The following is a 16428-nucleotide window of genomic DNA, read 5'->3' on the forward strand; positions in this document are numbered from 1 at the left end:
AGGGCCCTCACTGGAATTTCAGCGTTCCGGTTGCGTACAGGGTGCGCAGCCCCTGGACGGCGCAGCCGCTGACGTCGCTGGTCGGTGTGGCGGTGCCCGTCATCCGGGTTCCGCGCAGCGGGCCTTGTGTCACCCGTCCGCTGAGGAGGGCGTCGCCGGGGTTGTAGCTGTTGACGAAGCGCGGGGTTGACTGGACGGTGGAGGTTCCGGCGTGGTGGCCTTGGGCGTTGTACCAGGTGATGCGTGCGGAGCCGTCCGGGGTGGAGGCGCCACTGCATCCGGCCCGGGCGGTGCCGTCGAGGGCGAGGGTGGCGCTGCGTAGCTGTGGGTGGGGGCCGCTGGGGGGGTGCATCCGGTCAGGCGGAGGGTTGCTGTGATGCGGGTGGTGCGCTGGCTCAAGGTGAGCGCGGGCGTGAAGGTGAGGGGGCGGCTCGGTGGGGTCGCGGCCCGGCAGGACAGGGCTGTGTGGGGTGGGTTCGCCGCGATGGCGGTGGTGCGTGCCTCGGCGGATCCGGCAGTCGGAGCGGTGAGAGTGGCCGTGGTGAGGACAACGGCCGTCGCTGCCGTCCAGGTCCTCCAGGTGAGCGGTGTCGGCGCGGTGATGTTCATGAGGATGTTCCTCACTGTGGGACCAGGCGGTGGTGGTGTACGAGTCGGCGGCCTTGCCGGGCCGCGGGACCTGTGGGGCGGTGGGCGGGGCGGGCAGGGGTGGCCACAGGCGGGCGAGGGGGCTGGGGAGCCACCAGTTGCGGTGGCCGAGCAGACGCATGAGAGCGGGTACGACGAGAAGGCGGATGACGGTGGCGTCGAGCAGGACGGCGACAGCCACGAGGAAACCGACCTGCCGGAGTTCCTGGCGGCCGGTGACGAGGAGGCCGGCGAAGACGACGGACATGGTGGTGGCGGCGAGCGTGATGGGCTGAGCTGTGCTGGACAGGCCGCGCACCACGGCCTCCTGGCAGGCGGCGCCTGCGCGGTGGTGCTCGGTGATGCGGTGCACCAGGAAGACTTCGTAGTCCAGCGACAGGCCGAAGACGACTGTCAGGGCCATCAGCGGAACGAGGACGTTGACCGTGTGCCCGGTGAACCAGCTCAGCAGCCCGCAGGCCGCCCCGGTCGCCATCAGGTTCATCGCGATCGCCTTCACCGGCAGCACAAGACTGCGGCAGACGACGAGCATGAGCAGGAAAGCGCCCGCCAGGACGAGGATCGCCACCTGGGTGAGGGCGGAGCGCATTGCGCGCTGCAGGTCGGTTAGGGCAGCCGCTCCCCCCGCGGCGAGAATCTTCTGCCCCTGGGGCAGGGTGGACTGCCCGAGCCGGCGTTCGTCGTCCAGCAGCTTTCCGGCCGCAGGGCTGTCCACCGGGATCCGGTCCGCGACCGCGACGACGGTGAGGTCACGGCCGTTGTCCAGCGCCACGGCGGTGGTGATACGTGGATCCTGGCCCAGGGCAGTGATGAATTCCGTCGTGTCGACAGGGTCCTGGCCGGCGGCATGCGGCAGGGCCAGCAGTGTGACGTTCGCCAGACCGTCGCGCTCCGTCTGTGCCAGGCCGCCTGCGCGACGGGCAGCAGGCCGCCAGCGGCTTGGTCCTCTCCGTCCGCTACGCCGACCACAGCTCCAGCACCCGCAGCCGCACCCTCACCGAAGCAACCGCACACACCCGCGCGATCGCCACCGCGGCGTACGAGCTCTACGACCTGCTCGCCCTCCAGCGCGCCCGTGTCCGTGGCATCACCCTGCGCGCACAAGGCCTCCGCCCGACGACCGAAGCCACCCAGCAACTCACTCTCGGTCCCAACAACGACCGCGCCTTGACCATCGAAGCGGTCACCGACCGCGTCCGCGCACGCTATGGCCCCGGGACCCTGCGGCCTGCCGCCCTCGCCACCAGCACGAAACGCGTCGGCCAGGGAACACCCGGTGAACCGTTCCCCTTCCTGCAGCGTCCATATGAACACCTGACACCGTGGAGCCGCCGCACCATGAGCACACCCACACCGCCGCGTTGGTCGCACTGCGCACACGGCGCAAACCCCACTGACGACCCTCTTGGTTGCCGCGGCATCCACGTCCCCGGCTACACCGCGTGCCTAGCCCACCTGGCCGACGCCGACCGCGAGGCCTACCTGGCCGGCCTGACCCCAGGCCTCGACATCGACCACCGCGGCACCCCCTTCACCGAACCTTTTCTCGACGCCCTCCTCAACGCCCTCCGCGACCCCGCCACCGGATACGCACGCCTCGGCAACGCTAGGTTCGGGTCGGCGACCTTCCAGGGCAACGCCAGGTTTGAGTCGGCGATCTTCGAGAGCTACGCCGGTTTCGAATCAGCGAAGTTCGAGAGCTCCGCCCAGTTCCTGTCGGCGACCTTTCAGGGCTACGCCGGGTTCGAGTCGGTAACCTTCCAGGGCGACGCCGAGTTCGAGTCGGCGACCTTTCAGAGCGTCGCCGAGTTCGCGTCTGCGGCCTTCCAGAGCGTCGCCGGCTTCGGGTCGGCGAAGTTCGAGAGCTACGCCGAGTTCGAGTCGGCGACCTTCCAGGGCTACGCCGGCTTCGGGTCGGCGAAGTTCGAGGGCGACGCCCGGTTCGGGTCGGCGGTGTTCGAAGGCGACGCCCGGTTCGGGGCGGCGACCTTCCAGGGTGACGCCCGCTTCGAATCGGTGACCTTCCAGGGCGATACCCAGTTTGAATCGGCGGTTTTCGAGCGGCGGGTCAGCCTGGGGCCGCTGGTGTGCGCTGGGCGGATGTCACTGTCCGGGGCGGTGTTCAACGGGCCGGCGACCCTCTCGTTCGCCGCGCGCCGTCTGGAGTGCCGGCGGACCCGCTGGTTGTCCACGGCGGAGGTGCGGCTGCGCTACACCAGCGTTGACTTCGCTCACGCGGTCTTCGAGTACCCCCTCACCATCGCTGCGGAGGCCGACCCCTTCGTGCTCTCAACCGGTGAGCCGCTGGAGGAACGGGCTTTCGCCCACGCGCCTGACGCCGCGGTGCGGATAACTTCGCTGCGCGGGGTGGACGCGGCGCATCTGGTCCTCGCCGACGTCGACCTGTCGGGGTGCCTGTTCACCGGCGCGGTGCACCTGGATCAGGTACGGCTGGAGGGTGCCTGCTCCTTCGCTGAGGTCCCGCCCGGCACGCATTGGCGGTACGGGTGCCCAACACGGTTCACCCCGCGCCGCACCCTTGCCGAGGAACACCACTGGCGCGCGAAGCAGCCGGACGCCGTCCCAGGCTGGAATGCGCCGGTGCTCGGCACCGGGCGCGCCGGCCCGACGCAGCTGGCACCGGTGTACCGGGCGCTGCGCAAGGCGTTCGAGGACAGCAAGAACGAACCGGGAGCAGCCGACTTCTACTACGGCGAGATGGAGATGCGCCGCCACGACCGCACCACCACCTCCCGCGCCGAACGCGGACTGCTGCACACCTACTGGATACTCTCCGGCTATGGCTTGCGTGCCCTGCGGGCCCTGGGCTGGCTCGCGGTCGCCATGCTCGTCACTCTCGTGTTGCTGATGGGCTTCGGGCTCCCGAAGGACGACCCTAAGCAGGAGGCGACCGGCACCGTGCCGTCCGGCGGAGGCAAGGTCACCTTCGAGATCGAAAAGGGCGACCCGCAGAACCCCACCGGGAACCGGTTCACCGGCAAGCGCTTCGAGAAGGCCCTGAACGTCACGCTCAACTCGGTGGTGTTCCGCTCGTCCGGGCAAGACCTGACCACCGCGGGCACCTACACCGAGATGACCTCCCGCCTCGTAGAACCCGCCCTTCTCGCCCTGGCCGTCCTCGCCGTCCGCGGACGCATCAAACGCTAACTGCCCTGACCATGCCCGGCGGAGTCCTGTGAGCGGCTCGCCCGAGCCGTTTCCGGCTGCGTGCCCTTGATGGGCGTCGTGTGCGTTGCAGTGGGATGCGTGGGTTGTCTGCAGCCTGGAGGAAGAAAAAGCTGGTTCGTCGTGGCTGACCCGCCCGAGAGATACTTCACGACCGTGCGCCGGTTGAGCCCGGTCTCCTTCGCGATCTCCCGCAGGCTCATCGCACCGGACTCATACAGACCGCGAAACCGCCTCAGCTCCTGTCGTTTCAGGTGAAGGTTGGTCGTCGTCCGTGTAGGCCTGAGGTGTGGTGTCAGGAGTCGGCTGTGTAGGGCATGCGGATCGGCATCACTCCCAGGACGAGGTTTGCCATCGCTTCGGGCATGCGGCCGTGGCCGTCATTCCCATCCGACCCAGGAGAAAGCGGTCAATGCCACGGCGGCCGCCGCAGCCGGCCGCAATGTCGAGCAGCCGGTCCCGCTCCAGCTCGTCCACTGCGAGGCCCCAGCGGAGCTTGGTCGTGGTCCACTCGGCGCCGTACCGGCACAGCGCGTCCGCGGACGGCGGCAGCCACTGGGCCGGGTCCTGATCCGCCTTCGACCGGTTCGACCGCGCCGTCACGGCGACCAGGGAGGTCGGCTGGCCCTGATCGTTCGCGTACGCCTCCCGCCGCGCCGCCGTCCACGCCGACGCTCCAGCTGGCAGGGAGCGTCATGCAGCTGTGCTGTATTCGAAGCCGCTGGTGGGGCCGGGAAGATGTCAGGGGCGAGCGCTATGGTGCGTACCCGTGGACGCTGCTGATCTTGACTACCGAGCCCGGACCAGGTCCGGCTGCATCCCGCCGAAGCTGGTCTCGCGGCTGCTCGAACTTGGCCATGTCGACGTGGTGGAGTTGCAGGCCAGACGTGGGGAGTGGTTTTGCGCGCTGGCCTGGGCGCGGTTGCTGGGTGAGCAGGGCCGCCAGTCCGAGGCGTTGGAGGTGCTCGCCCCGTACCTGACCACCGGCTGGTGGACGGCCGTTGTCGCCGCGGCCGAGCTGTTGGAGGGCTGGGGTCGCGTCGACGAGGCAGTCGAGACCACCCGGATCCGTATGGAGGCCGGACACCCGATGGCTCTGGAGTCCTACACGCGTCTCCTGGCCCGGCATGGCCGCGCCGAGGAGGCGTTCATCCTGCTGCGCCCGCACATCGGCGAGCGGTCCCTCGCCGTGGCGCTGGTCGATGTCGCTGCCGTCGCTGGCCGCGACGAGGAAGCCGCCGCGCTGCTCGCCGGCCGGACCGAGCACCGGTGCTCCGATTTTCCGTGGTGCTGCCGGGGCCTCGATCGCGACACGGCGATCGGGCTGCTCGCCACGATCCGCGAGCGCCAGGGTCGCATCGACGAGGCGATCACCCTGCTGCGCCCCGACGGCGCCACGCTGCTCAACCGTGAGCAACTGGCTGGGCTGCTGGCACGGCACGGCCGACTCGACGAGCTTCGGGCAGCCGCGGCGGCTGACGGGTCGGGAGACTTCGTGCGACGGCTCGCGAGGCTGCTGGAGGAGCGCGGCGACGTGGAGGGAGCGATTGCGGCGTACCGGCAGACCGACCGATCGGGGGCCCAGGATCCCAACCAGGCTTTCGAGCTTGCGCAGCTCCTGGCCCGCCGCGGCCGGGGGAACGAGGCGATCGACGTGATGCGCCTCCAGGCCGACGCCCGCAACGGGGACGACTGGATCCTCCATGTTCTGTCAGGCCTGTATCTCGACCAGGGCCGCCCCGAGGACGGCCTGGCGCATCTCGACGCCCTCGCCGCCACCCGCGGCGGCGAGGAAGACTGGGACCTGTACTGGATGCGGTTGCCGCTGGTCGCCGCCCGCGACGGCGTCGACGAAGCGATCGCACAGGCCCGCTCCCACCCCGAGGGCATGACCCCGTACGCGGCACCACACATTGCCGAGCTGCTCGTCGGCGCCGGACGAACCGAGGAGGCCGTCGCGGTCCTGCGCCCGCACGCTCTCGAAAACCGCCACGACCTGGCTGGGTACCTCATTGACCTTGGCCGCATCGAAGAGGCCGTGGGCGTCCTGCATCAGGACAATCCTCGTCTGCCACAGCCCTCGACCACCGCCGCTTGGAGCGAAGAACCCCCGTTCTGAGGATCTGCCTGGCGCAATCCCAAGGGTCGGTCGGCCCGCCGAGTTGGCGGTGTCACCCGCCGAGAACGCTCTGACCGGACTGCTCCAGCAGGCACAGGAGACCCACCTGGCCGATCCAGCCGTCGACGCACGCACGGAAGCGGTCAGCCTGCTCGCCATGACCGCGACCATGGGCACCAGCATTCTGGTCGGCCAACGGACACCGGAGTCGGCCATCGCGGTACTTCATCACCACCTCAACCGGATCTTCAACAGCAGCCAGACCCAGCCGCCCGCATAACACCAACGGCAACACCGGACTCCACCCAGCGGACAGCGACAGAACCCTGTCCATAACTTCTTGCTGCAGAAGATTCCGTCCGTCGCCGGCCTGGTCGGACGGCCACGCAACCGACCCGACAGTCTGCTCGGCGACCGCGGCTACGACCACGACAAATACCGCCGTCTCGTCTGGGACCTGGGCATCAAACCCGTGATCGCCCGCCGCGGCGTCCCACACGGTTCCGGCCTCGGCGTCCACCGGTGGGTCGTGGAACGGACCATCGCATGGCTCCACGGCTTCCGCCGGCTACGGATCCGATGGGAACGACGCGACGACATCCACGAAGCCTTCCTCGGCCTCGCCACCTGCCTCATCACCCACCGACACGTCCAACGCCTTTGTTAGGACCTCTTAGGGCGACGGCGGTGTCCGGGCTGACTTTCGCGACCAGTCCGGCGACGACCAGGATCGGGTCGAGGGCGCGCGGCTGCGCCAGATGGCAGTGAACCGTACGCCGATCCAGGGATGCTCAGGGCCAGCTGGGTTGAGGTGGCCGGCAAGGTGGCGGGCGCGTCAGTTGCAGGGGCGGGTGTGAACTCCACCTCCGTGCCGCCGCAGCCGGCCGCGATGACCCGGCTGACGCCCACCCCGCTGCCACCAGCCCACCCATTCACAGCCGGTCTCGGTGCTTGGTCTCGAAGAGGCGGCGGCGCTCGACGCAGATGGCTCGCCGCCCGTATTCGTGAGTGCCTGAAGCAGCGAGTGCTTGCTCTTAATTCCTATGACATGCGGGCAGCGGCAGGTGAGGGTCAGGGCTCACCCGGTCGGCCCGGTCCTTGCCGGCCTTGGCTGTTTAGACCAGGCGATCAGTCGGCCGGAAGGTCGCGTACTCGCCAGGAGCAGCAGGCCGGTGCAGCAAGCAGCAGCTGCTGCTCCGGGCGGGAGGCCTACTGCACAAGCAGCACCTGTGCGCCGTCTGCGTCGTGCGAATACTGCGCTGCATCGAGAGAGGGCCCCGGGAAGATCAGCAGGGCGTCATTCATCCGTCTTGCACCCATCACCAAGCGGAGCAGCGAGCAGGACGCCACGGGGAACGGACGCTCCCCCTCCCGCGCCAGCCACGACCAGTACTTCCGTGCGCTCACCGACATCTCCGACACCGCCACGGGTCCACCCGGCGATCTCGGCCGTGACGCTAATCCGCCGCGACGGCCAGGCCCTGCTTCGCTCCGAGGATGACAGCGCCCAACTGGCCTGGGCACTCGCCGCGGAGCGGGCCCGCCCCTACACCGAAGCGGAGGCCGCGGCGTTCCTGGCGCTGTACCAGGTACTGCGCCAGGCGTTGCCGCGGGACCGTCGGGAGCTGGACGAGATCGCGGGCCTTGCCCGGCAGCTGATGCCGATCTGGATGCAGCCGGCGCGGATCGAACGCCTCCGGACCGCGGTGCGGCCGCTGCCCTTGCCCGTTGGACGCTACGATCGGTCGGTGAGCCCCCTCATCCGGGCCGCGTAGTCGGCGGCGATGCGGGCGGCATCGCCAGGGCTGGCGGTGTCCAGGCGCGTCTGGTCGTCGATCGCGGCCTGCCTGGCGGCCTTCAAGTGCTCGATGCGTTCGTCGTCGGGTGCGGGCGCCCGGCGCTCGTCGAGGATGCGGGCGTTGTAGAAGGCGATGACCTCCCGCACGGCGTCGCGCGCGAGCTGGTCCTCGTCGCCGTCCAAGGGCTCGAAGCCGACAGTGTTCGGGTCCGGCACGGGAAACACCTTCCTGAAATGATCTTGATGGTAAAAGGATCATTCTCTCCACTTCCGTCGCCGCGTCAGCGGCAGCGGCCAGCATCCGCCGCTGGGGCTGCAGGCCCGCGGCGACCTTGCTGGCGGCGACCGGCGCGCCGCGAAGCCCGTTCGCCCCGTACACGCCAGAGGACCCGTCAGCTCCACACGTCTGCGACCTGCATGAACTCGGTTCTGTGGACTGCCCGGACTGCAGACTTCAAAAAATCTTGAAATGGGATGACAGATGAGGCCGCGCCGCGGCGTCTCCCTATCAGGACCAGCTTCCTCGGTCTGTCGGACTCGGTCCCTCAACTGGGCCGAGGGTCCGAGACGCCCTATCGGTAAAGGAGCCGTCGATGCTTGTCGGCGACCCCTTCTATCCGTGCTGCACCGGCACGGCGCCCGCTCAGGTGACTGCGCTCGCGCCGCGTCGAGCAGCAGGGGGGCCGGCGGGTGCCACACCCGCCTGCTCACACCAGCACAACTACGTGCCCTTCCAGCTGTCGTGCGGCCTAGCCACCGCCTATCAGCCCCGAACGGCCACGGCACAGGAATTCGAGAAAGAGTTCGTCGACTTTCTCGAGGCGAACGTTGAGCGGCTGTTCCGAATTGCCTTCCGGCAAGAGAAGAACTATCACCGGTCGCAGGACGCTCTCCAGATCGCCACAGAAAAATTGTGGCTCAAATGGGAGCGCATCCGGCGCACGGTGGAGAACAGGTCGCGATACGCGAGTTCCTGTGTGATCAGAAGTTACTACGACCTGCTGAGAAGAGAGAGGAGTGAAAGTGGAAAAACAGTCCAGTTACGGCTAGAGCGTGAGGTACTGGATCGGGAGTATCTCGAAGTCGTGCAGAGGATGCACCTGGCGGGAATGTTGAAACTCCTGCCGGTCAGGCAGCGGGATATCGTCACGATGCGGTACTTCGAAGAGATGCAAGTCGCGGACATCGCGGCAGAACTGAATATATCCGTGAGTACCGTCGGTCGAGAAGAGAAGAAGGCGATGGCCCTTCTCAGAGAAGCCGAGAAGCAGGAATAGGGAGGGAGGCAGCCATGGACGTTGAACAACGTCTCGAGGCGGCCGTAGATCCCCGATCCGGCGAACGGTTCGACGCGGGGGCGTTCCTGGCGCGGGTCCTGCCCGCGCTCGGAATCGCTTACCGCCCGGATGCCAGCGTGGTCGGTCCCCACGGGGCCGACCCGTGGCACGGCGGAGATGAGGGGGATGCCCAGGAGTCGCTTGACCTGCCCAGCAGGGAGGAGCTCCTGGACGAGCTGCACGGGCTCATCCGTGTGGCTGAGGGCGAGGAGACAGGAGGCGTCTACAGGAGAATCGCAGAGATCATCGAGGTCGTCGACGAAGAGGAAGCGGCACATGCGTGGTGGCTCCACGCAGCGCAGGCCGGCGACGAAGTGGCAGTCGCAAAAGTCGTAGACCTTTCACTGAATGAATTTGAAGAGCGGCCCAGCGCCCTTCAAAGGGTTGAGTCCCTCTCGCAGCGGATGCACCTGCTCGAACAACCGAGGGACCGACAGCAGTATCAAGCACCATCAGTGCGAAATCAGCAATCGGCTGATTTGTCTGAAGTTCAGTCGGGCAAACTGCCCGACGTGACCAGAAGGGAGGACTGATGATATGTGGCATCAGTCTGGCGGAAGGTAACAGTCCTGAGCTGTGTCGGGTTATAGCCTGGAAGGAGACGGAGTAGAGATCACTGGATCCGCTGGTACGAAAGGAAGGTTAAGGCCCCTTGGGGGGTGAGGCCGTAACCATCCAGTTCGCTAGCGAGATCTAACCACAACTCCGCAGGAGTCTGGCCCCGCCAAATGGTGGGGCCAGACTCTTCTCACTTATTTTTCCCAACCCTGACCGATTCGAGCTCCTCAGACCGTCTCCTCGGCAAACACCTGAGGAGGAGGAGCGGTGAAACCCCAGCACCCCGCCACGGGAACGCCCCATCCGGCGACGCCGCGCGCGCCGGCACGGGCCGACCAGGCCCGCCGCACGCTCAGCGCCGAAGAGCACCAGCAGATCTTCGACGAGGACATTGTCCCGTCCTTCCTGACCGGCATCACTTCCCACCGGCGCCCCCTCGTCGTGTATGTCATGGGGCAGCCCGGGTCCGGCAAGTCCCGCACCGCCGACCAGCTCCAGCACGCGCTGCGCGCCCGCGGCGCGATCCGCATCTGCGGCGACGACTTCAAGGCGATGCACCCGGACTACCACCGCCTTCTTCGCACGCATCCCCGGACGGCCGGAACCGAGATCCGCGGCGACTACCGCCTCTGGTGCACACAGGCCGAGACTTACGTACGGGTCCGCCGCGGCGACCTCATCATCGAGGCCGCCCCCGCCGATGCCGACGACTTCTGGGCCAGCGCCCTGCCCTTCATCGAGGCCGGCTACCGGATCGAGATCGTCGTCCTCGCAGTACGGGCCGCCGACAGCCGGCAAGGCGCCGCCCACCGCTACGTGCTGCTCCAGCAGCAGGGGCTGCCCGCCCGCTTCACCTCTGTGGCCGGTCACGATGCCTGCTACAGCGCGCTGCCCTCCGTGATCGACAGTGCCCTTGCACATCCGCGGATCTCCAGCGTCGTGGTGACCCGGCGCGGCCTCACCCCGCTTCACCGGGCCGAAGCCTCCAGCAGCCGCGAGGCGCAGCAGGCGGTCTTGAACGGGCTGGTCGCGGAACGGACTCGCCCGTACACGCCGGCCGAGGCGGCGACGTTCCTCGCCGTCCAGACCGAGCTGGTCCGCGCGCTGCCCGAGCACCAGGCCGAGCTGTCGGCTATCACGGCACTGGCCACACCGCTGATGGAGACCTTCGCCGCGCGCGCCATGCTCCCGGCACCGCGGCCCTCAGATGACGCCACACCCCCGGCCCACAGCAGCGAGCGTGGTCAGGGCTCCGTCAGGTCCCGATAGCGGGCCGCGTACGCGGCGAGGGTCTCCGCCGCCTCCTCGGCCGTGGCCTCACCCAGCGCGCGCTGATCCTCCACGCACACCCGGCGGGCCTCCAGCAGCTCCTCGAGGAGTCCCCGGTCCGGCTCTGCAGCCCGACGTTGCTGCATGATCTGCTCGGAGTACCAGGCGATCACCAGCCGGATCGACTCCCCCGCCGCCCCATGGCCAACCTCCGGAGCAGGAGTGCACGCGGAAGGCCGCGCAGAGTGCGGAAGTTCGTCGGGCACAGCAGGGCGGCCTTCCAGTCGGACGATCCCGCCCATTGTTCAGCGCCCAGCGCTCCGTGCCAAGGAACCCGCACCCCACGAGCCTCGGGTCGCACTGCGGCAACAGCAACCACACCGGCACATGAACCGCCACCGGCTTCACCGAAGCCCCGGGACGCTGAGGTTCCAGCCGTCCTTCCCGGCCTCGCACGAGAACCGGGCGATCCGCGAGATGCTTCCTCCAAACGCACGGCAGTGCACGTAGGTTGAGCACAGTTGATCAACGATGTCGGGGGCGTTGTGGCAGGCAGGGATCTCAGGGCGCTGTTCAGCACGAACGACCGCACGGTGGCGACGGCGGAGGCGTTCACGAACCGTCAGGCGCAGTGGGAGCTGGTCGCAGCCGCGCTGGCCGAGCACCTGCGGCATGTCGCGGATCCCGGCTTCGACGCCGAGGACCTGGAACGGCCACGGAACAACGTCATCGTGTTCCACGGTGTCGGCGGAATCGGCAAGACGACCCTGTCGAGGAAGCTGGAGGCCGCGCTCGCGGGCGCCGACCAGCGGCCGGCGCAGTGGGGCGAGCCCGCCTGGTCCGGGGAGCGCATCCTTCCCGTACGCATGGACCTGTCCCGCTCGGCCGGCACCTCGTTCGAGGACCTGGTGCTCACCATCCGCGCCGCGCTCGCCGAAGTAGGCCATCCGCTGCCCGCCTTCGACATCGCGCTGCGCCGCTACTGGGAACAACAGCATCCCGGCGAGAGCCTGGAGGAGTACTTGAACCGCGGTGGTCTGGCCGCGCGGTTCGGCAAGGCGATGCCGCAGCAGATGCAGTCCGCGCTCTCCGACGTCGCCCAGGCACTGCTCCTGCCCGGCACCGTCGGCTCCGCCGTCGGAGCCCTCACCGGTTCCCTGGTCAAGGCGCTGCGCGAACGCCGTCAGACGGTCCGGGCACTGGCCGGCTGCGCCCGGCTGGAGGACCTGCTGGAGGCCGAGCCGGACCTGGAAGCCCTGTCCTTCTACCCGCACCTCCTGGCCTGGGAGCCCGCCCGGCTGCCCGCGAACAAGAAGACGATGCCCGTCGTCCTGCTCGACACCTTCGAGGACGTCGGAGACCGAACGCACCGCGACCTGGAGCGCTTGATCCAGCGGGTGGTGTGGCTCATGCCGAACGCGTTCTTCGTCGTCACCGGCCGCTCACGCCTGCAGTGGGCCGACGCGGGCCTTCAGGGACAGCTCGACTACACCGGCCCGACCGCCTGGCCGGGCCTGGCCTCTCCCGCCGGCGGCGTCCCGGCAGCCCGTGCCGCCCGCCCGACCGCAGGCCAGGGGAGGCAGATCCTCATCGGCGACTTCTCTCCTGAGGACTGCGACGACCACCTCGCCCGCCGCCTCACCCGCGACGGCCAGCCCCTCATCGGCACCGACATCCGCCAAGTCATCACCGACCGCTCCCACGGCCTGCCCCTCTACCTCGACCTGGCCGTCATGCGCTTCCTCGAACTGCGCCGCACCGGCCACACCCCGGTCCCGGCCGACTTCGACCACGACTTTCCCGCACTGATCGCCCGCACCCTGTCCGACCTGACCCCGGACGAACGCCACGTATTGCGCTCGGTCGCCCTGCTCGACTCCTTCGACCTGACCTTGGCCTCCGCGGCCGCCGGGCTTCAGCACCAGGCACCGGCACTGCGGCTGATCGAGCGGCCCTTCGTCCGCGAGAACCCGTTCGGGCTCTGGCCCTACCACCTGCACGGCCTGATCCGCTCGACCATCCGCAGCGCCGACGACCACGCCGACGACCGCTGGTCCCCCCGCGACTGGGAACAGGCCGCCGCCCGGGCACTGGCCGCGCTCGGCGCCCAGTGGCTGGACCACACCGGCCGGGACCGGATCCTCCTGGTCGGATGCCTGCGCCAAGGACTCGCCCTGGCCCGAGAATTCCGCCTCGACCTTGACTGGCTCACCGACGCCGCCTGGTCATACGTCGGCGACTCGGTCTGGGAGCCGATCGCCCCACCGGCCAGGCCCCACGCCGACGCAGGCCTGGAGACCCCGGCCGACGCCCTCGCCGAGCTCCTGGCCGCGCTCGCCCGCCGCCAGCACGAGCACCGCTCCATCACCGCCTCCCGCCTCGCAGCGGTCACCCGGACAGGGCTGCTGCCCACCGACATGCACGAGATGGCCGTCTACTACCTGGCCAAGGCCCAGCGCGACCTCGGCGACTCCGCCGGCTCACGTGCCGCGATGCAGCTCGTAGCCGACGGCGACGGCCGCCTCGCCCCGGCCGCCCGACGCGGCCTCGCCCACCTCGCACGCCTCGCCGGCGACTTCCCCACCGCGCTCACCACGGCCCGCACCCTCGGCTGGGCCGGCCGCCAGCACCGCATCGAAGGCGACATCCTGTGGCCCCACGGCGACATGCACCGCGCGGCCGACGCCTATGCCGCCGCACGCGACCAGGCCGAGCACCACGGCGTCGCGGGCGAACGCGCCACCAGCCAGGCCCAGCGCGCCCTCGTCCTCGCCTTCACCGACCCCGACCGCGCGGACGACGAGCTCCACCTCGCCGAGCAGTACCTCAGCGGCCTCGACCTCCGCGCCACCGGCTTCACCCTGCGGATTGCCGCGCTCGTCCGCGACGCAGGCGCCCTGCGCGGCCTTGATGTCGCTCGCGTGCTGCGCGCGGAGATCCGCGACGCCGGCATCACCGCGGCCGAAGCCGTCCTCGAGCTCGCCCTTGCCTTCCACCACGCCATCGCCGGGGAGCAAGACAAGCTCCGCGCGGTCATCGACAGGCTGAACGCGCTCGCGCGAACCGGCGACTACATCTACTACGCCGACCTCGCCCACTACATGGCCGGCCTGCCTCTGCCCGCGCCGTCTTCCACGATCTGGTGCGACGGCCCGGATTCCGTAAGTTCCCGCTGGCACCAGGTCGTCCAGGACCGCCGAACGCGGCTCGGTACAGACCAGTAGGCCGGCCGGACAGGCGGCCTGTCAGGACGGGCCGCCCGGCGGCGAGCGAACTGCGGATCGAACCTCTCACGGACTAGGCGACGACCTGGCCGCCGCCACGGTCACGTACTGCGGTGCGTCGGCGCCCTCACCACTTCGCGGCGAGTTCGTCGAGGGGGGTCCTCGACGTGGGCACGGTTGATGCGGTCTGCGGCCGCGATGGCGTCGGTGATCCAGGCACGGGCGCGCAGGGTGCTGCCGAGGTGTGGCGAGGGCCGCGGCGATGTCCTTGAGCCGGGCGTCGCGGTTGAAGACGTCGAGGACGAACGCGGCGAGCGGTTCGAAGTCGCCGTCCCGGGCCTCCTGGACGGCGGAGGACATGGTCGAGCGTATGCGGTAGATGCCTGCTGCTTCCTTGAGTCCGCGCCAGAACCGGGCGTCGTCGTGGCCGGGAAGGCCGTTGAGGAGGGCGGCGAGCTGCTGCTCGTCGTCGGTCACAGTCGGCTCCTTCACATAGACGTCCGGCCAGTATCGAAGCCCGAGACCACGAAGGGAGCGGTTTCCGGGAGTTGCTGGAGCGCCAGCCGTAGGTACTCCTAACGAAATGATCCTTGCGGTGGTTGGATCGCTCCGGGACCGTTGATCTGGGAGCAGCAGCCGCGGTTCTGCGGTGAGGGCCGCGGCGATGACGACGCGTTGAAGCATCCCGCCGGAGAGCTCGTGGGGGTACTGGTTCATGTGCCGGGCGGGGTCGGGCAGACCGACCGCGCCGAGCAGGTCGGCGGCCCGGGCGGCGGCCCGGGGCCTGGACCAGCCGTGGACCCGGCGCAGCGGCTCGGTGAGGAAGTCCCCGACGCAGCGTACCGGGTTGATGGCGGCCCGGGGGTCCTGGTAGATCATCGCCGCCTTGTCGGCGCGTACCTCGCGCAGGCTCGCGGCGTCGGCGCCGACCAGGTCGGTTCCGTCGACGCAGACGCGGCCGCCGACGTCGGCGCCCGCCGGGAACAGTCCGAGGGCGGCGCGGGCGGTGACCGATTTCCCCGATCCGGATTCGCCGACCAGGGCGACGACTTCCCCGGCGGCGACCCGCAGGCTGATGCCGTCCAGGATCGGGCGGGCCATGGCGGGCAGCGAGACGCTGAGGGCGTCGTACTCGAGCAGTGTCATCAGGAGTCCCTCCCCGCGAGCCGGTCGCCGAGGCTTTCCCCGACGACGCTGAAGGCGACGACCACCAGGACGACCGCCAAGGCCGGCGCGATCGCGGAGAGCGGCTGTCCCTGCAGAACGGCCGCCTGTCCCTGGTTGATCATGGCGCCCCAGTCGGGGGTCGGGGGCTGTACGCCCAGTCCGAGGAAGGAGAGGGCGGCGAGGTCGAGCAGTGCGTATCCGAAGTTGACCGTCGACTGGGCGAGCAGGGTCGGGGCGATGTTGGGCAGCATCCTGCGGACCGTCACGAAGAGGGCGGAGTGACCCTGCACCTGGTAGGCAGCAATGTAGGGCCGGGCCTTCTCCTGTGCGGCCAGGCCGCGCACCAGGCGTGCGCTGTACGGCATGTAGGCGATCGCCATGGCGATCACCGGCGCCGTCATCCCCTTTCCGAAGAGGGCCACGGCGAGGATCGCCAGCAGCAGCGCCGGGAAGGCGAAGACGACGTCGAGCACCCGGCCGGCCACGGTGTCGATCCATCCGCCGCGCCACGCGGTGAACAGGCCGACGGCCGTGCCCACGGCGGTGGAGAACAGCACCACCGCCAGGGGTCCGGCGAGGCTCGTGCGGGTTCCCGCGATCAGCGCGGAGAACGTGTCGCGGCCGCCCTGGTCGGTCCCCAGCCAGTGCTGTGCGCTCGGGCCCAGAAGGGTGTCGCCGAGCCGGCCGAAGGTCGGGTCCTGGGGTGCGAGCCACGGTGCCAGCAGCGCGACCAGGACGAACAGGACCAGGAGCACCAGGCAGATATGCTGGAGCCGGCTGCCGCCGAGGGTCCGGAGGCGGGCCAGCAGCCGGGTCAGCGGGCCGCGGGCAGCGGCCGCCCGGGCGGTCGTGGCGGTCCGTGCGGTCCGTGCGGTCATCGTGCGCTCCCGGCTGCCGCCATACGCGGATCGATCAGCGGGTGCACCAGGTCGACGAGGGCGTTGACCACGACGAACGCGGCCACGACCAGCAGGACGATGGCCTGGACGAGCTGGAAGTCGAGCTGGTCCACCGACTGCACCAGCAGCGAGCCCACCCCGGACATCCCGAACGCGGTCTCCACGATCGCGGTGCTGACCAGCATCCCCGAGACCAGGAGGGCGGAGACGGTCACGATCGGCC

Annotated in this window: 14 protein-coding genes and 2 pseudogenes; 9 read left to right on the forward strand and 7 right to left on the reverse strand. The window is 69.4% G+C overall.

Annotated elements, in window-relative coordinates; translation table 11 throughout:
- Nucleotides 1-7: 7 nt before the first annotated feature.
- On the reverse strand, nucleotides 8-1420 hold the full coding sequence (locus ACWGIF_RS10560) for an MMPL family transporter (RefSeq protein WP_453494082.1): 1413 nt from the start codon (nucleotides 1418-1420) through the stop codon (nucleotides 8-10).
- A gap of 125 nt (nucleotides 1421-1545) precedes the next feature.
- Here ACWGIF_RS10560 and ACWGIF_RS10565 point away from each other — a divergent pair, with 125 nt between their 5' ends.
- On the forward strand, nucleotides 1546-3816 hold the full coding sequence (locus ACWGIF_RS10565) for a pentapeptide repeat-containing protein (RefSeq protein WP_453494085.1): 2271 nt from the start codon (nucleotides 1546-1548) through the stop codon (nucleotides 3814-3816).
- 447 nt (nucleotides 3817-4263) lie between these two features.
- Here the strand turns inward: ACWGIF_RS10565 and ACWGIF_RS10570 are convergent.
- Nucleotides 4264-4515 (reverse strand): annotated as a pseudogene (locus ACWGIF_RS10570) (HNH endonuclease); the annotation flags it as partial.
- A gap of 88 nt (nucleotides 4516-4603) precedes the next feature.
- On the opposite strand from ACWGIF_RS10570, the gene ACWGIF_RS10575 reads away from it, so the two are divergent.
- From ACWGIF_RS10575 to ACWGIF_RS10590, 4 genes and pseudogenes are all read left to right on the forward strand, one after another.
- Nucleotides 4604-5953, forward strand: coding sequence for a tetratricopeptide repeat protein (locus ACWGIF_RS10575; protein ID WP_453494088.1), 1350 nt, complete (start codon nucleotides 4604-4606; stop codon nucleotides 5951-5953).
- Between the two features lie 49 nt (nucleotides 5954-6002).
- A complete protein-coding gene (locus ACWGIF_RS10580) occupies nucleotides 6003-6233 on the forward strand; it encodes a hypothetical protein (RefSeq protein ID WP_453494091.1) in 231 nt (76 codons plus the stop codon).
- Between the two features lie 87 nt (nucleotides 6234-6320).
- Nucleotides 6321-6620, forward strand: a pseudogene (locus ACWGIF_RS10585) (transposase); the annotation flags it as partial.
- A 784-nt stretch (nucleotides 6621-7404) separates the two neighbouring features.
- The gene (locus ACWGIF_RS10590; protein ID WP_453494094.1) at nucleotides 7405-7728 is read left to right on the forward strand and encodes a hypothetical protein; all 324 of its coding nucleotides are present in this window, start codon (nucleotides 7405-7407) and stop codon (nucleotides 7726-7728) included.
- Here ACWGIF_RS10590 and ACWGIF_RS10595 read toward each other — a convergent pair.
- Nucleotides 7689-7967: a hypothetical protein gene (locus ACWGIF_RS10595; protein WP_453494097.1), complete on the reverse strand. Its 279-nt coding sequence runs from the start codon at nucleotides 7965-7967 to the stop codon at nucleotides 7689-7691. The genes ACWGIF_RS10590 and ACWGIF_RS10595 overlap by 40 nt on opposite strands.
- A 377-nt stretch (nucleotides 7968-8344) precedes the next feature.
- Between ACWGIF_RS10595 and ACWGIF_RS10600 the strand changes: the two genes are divergently transcribed.
- The 3 genes from ACWGIF_RS10600 to ACWGIF_RS10610 all read left to right on the forward strand — a co-directional run bounded on the left by ACWGIF_RS10600 (nucleotide 8345) and on the right by ACWGIF_RS10610 (nucleotide 10915).
- Nucleotides 8345-9028: an RNA polymerase sigma factor gene (locus ACWGIF_RS10600; RefSeq protein WP_453494100.1), complete on the forward strand. Its 684-nt coding sequence runs from the start codon at nucleotides 8345-8347 to the stop codon at nucleotides 9026-9028.
- A 14-nt stretch (nucleotides 9029-9042) separates the two neighbouring features.
- Nucleotides 9043-9621 (forward strand): hypothetical protein, encoded by a 579-nt coding sequence (locus ACWGIF_RS10605; RefSeq protein ID WP_453494103.1) that lies wholly within the window; start codon nucleotides 9043-9045, stop codon nucleotides 9619-9621.
- Between the two features lie 292 nt (nucleotides 9622-9913).
- Nucleotides 9914-10915: a zeta toxin family protein gene (locus ACWGIF_RS10610; protein WP_453494106.1), complete on the forward strand. Its 1002-nt coding sequence runs from the start codon at nucleotides 9914-9916 to the stop codon at nucleotides 10913-10915.
- On the opposite strand, the gene ACWGIF_RS10615 is transcribed toward ACWGIF_RS10610, so the two are convergent.
- Nucleotides 10891-11088: a hypothetical protein gene (locus tag ACWGIF_RS10615; RefSeq protein WP_453494109.1), complete on the reverse strand. Its 198-nt coding sequence runs from the start codon at nucleotides 11086-11088 to the stop codon at nucleotides 10891-10893. The two genes, ACWGIF_RS10610 and ACWGIF_RS10615, sit on opposite strands and share 25 nt — an antisense overlap.
- 372 nt (nucleotides 11089-11460) lie before the next feature.
- Between ACWGIF_RS10615 and ACWGIF_RS10620 the strand changes: the two genes are divergently transcribed.
- Nucleotides 11461-14139: an ATP/GTP-binding protein gene (locus tag ACWGIF_RS10620; protein WP_453494112.1), complete on the forward strand. Its 2679-nt coding sequence runs from the start codon at nucleotides 11461-11463 to the stop codon at nucleotides 14137-14139.
- 66 nt (nucleotides 14140-14205) lie between these two features.
- Here ACWGIF_RS10620 and ACWGIF_RS10625 read toward each other — a convergent pair whose 3' ends face one another.
- The 3 genes from ACWGIF_RS10625 to ACWGIF_RS10635 are packed head-to-tail and all read right to left on the reverse strand — an operon-like array spanning nucleotide 14206 to nucleotide 16420.
- Nucleotides 14206-15285, reverse strand: coding sequence for an ATP-binding cassette domain-containing protein (locus tag ACWGIF_RS10625; protein WP_453494115.1), 1080 nt, complete (start codon nucleotides 15283-15285; stop codon nucleotides 14206-14208).
- Nucleotides 15285-16184, reverse strand: a complete 900-nt coding sequence (locus tag ACWGIF_RS10630; RefSeq protein WP_453494118.1) for an ABC transporter permease — start codon at nucleotides 16182-16184, stop codon at nucleotides 15285-15287. The genes ACWGIF_RS10625 and ACWGIF_RS10630 overlap by 1 nt, the downstream gene beginning before the upstream one ends.
- On the reverse strand, nucleotides 16181-16420 hold the full coding sequence (locus tag ACWGIF_RS10635) for an ABC transporter permease subunit (RefSeq protein WP_453494121.1): 240 nt from the start codon (nucleotides 16418-16420) through the stop codon (nucleotides 16181-16183). Before ACWGIF_RS10635 ends, ACWGIF_RS10630 begins: the two co-directional genes overlap by 4 nt.
- Between the last annotated feature and the right edge of the window lie 8 nt (nucleotides 16421-16428).

The organism is Streptomyces sp. NPDC054849 (genome assembly GCF_053610945.1).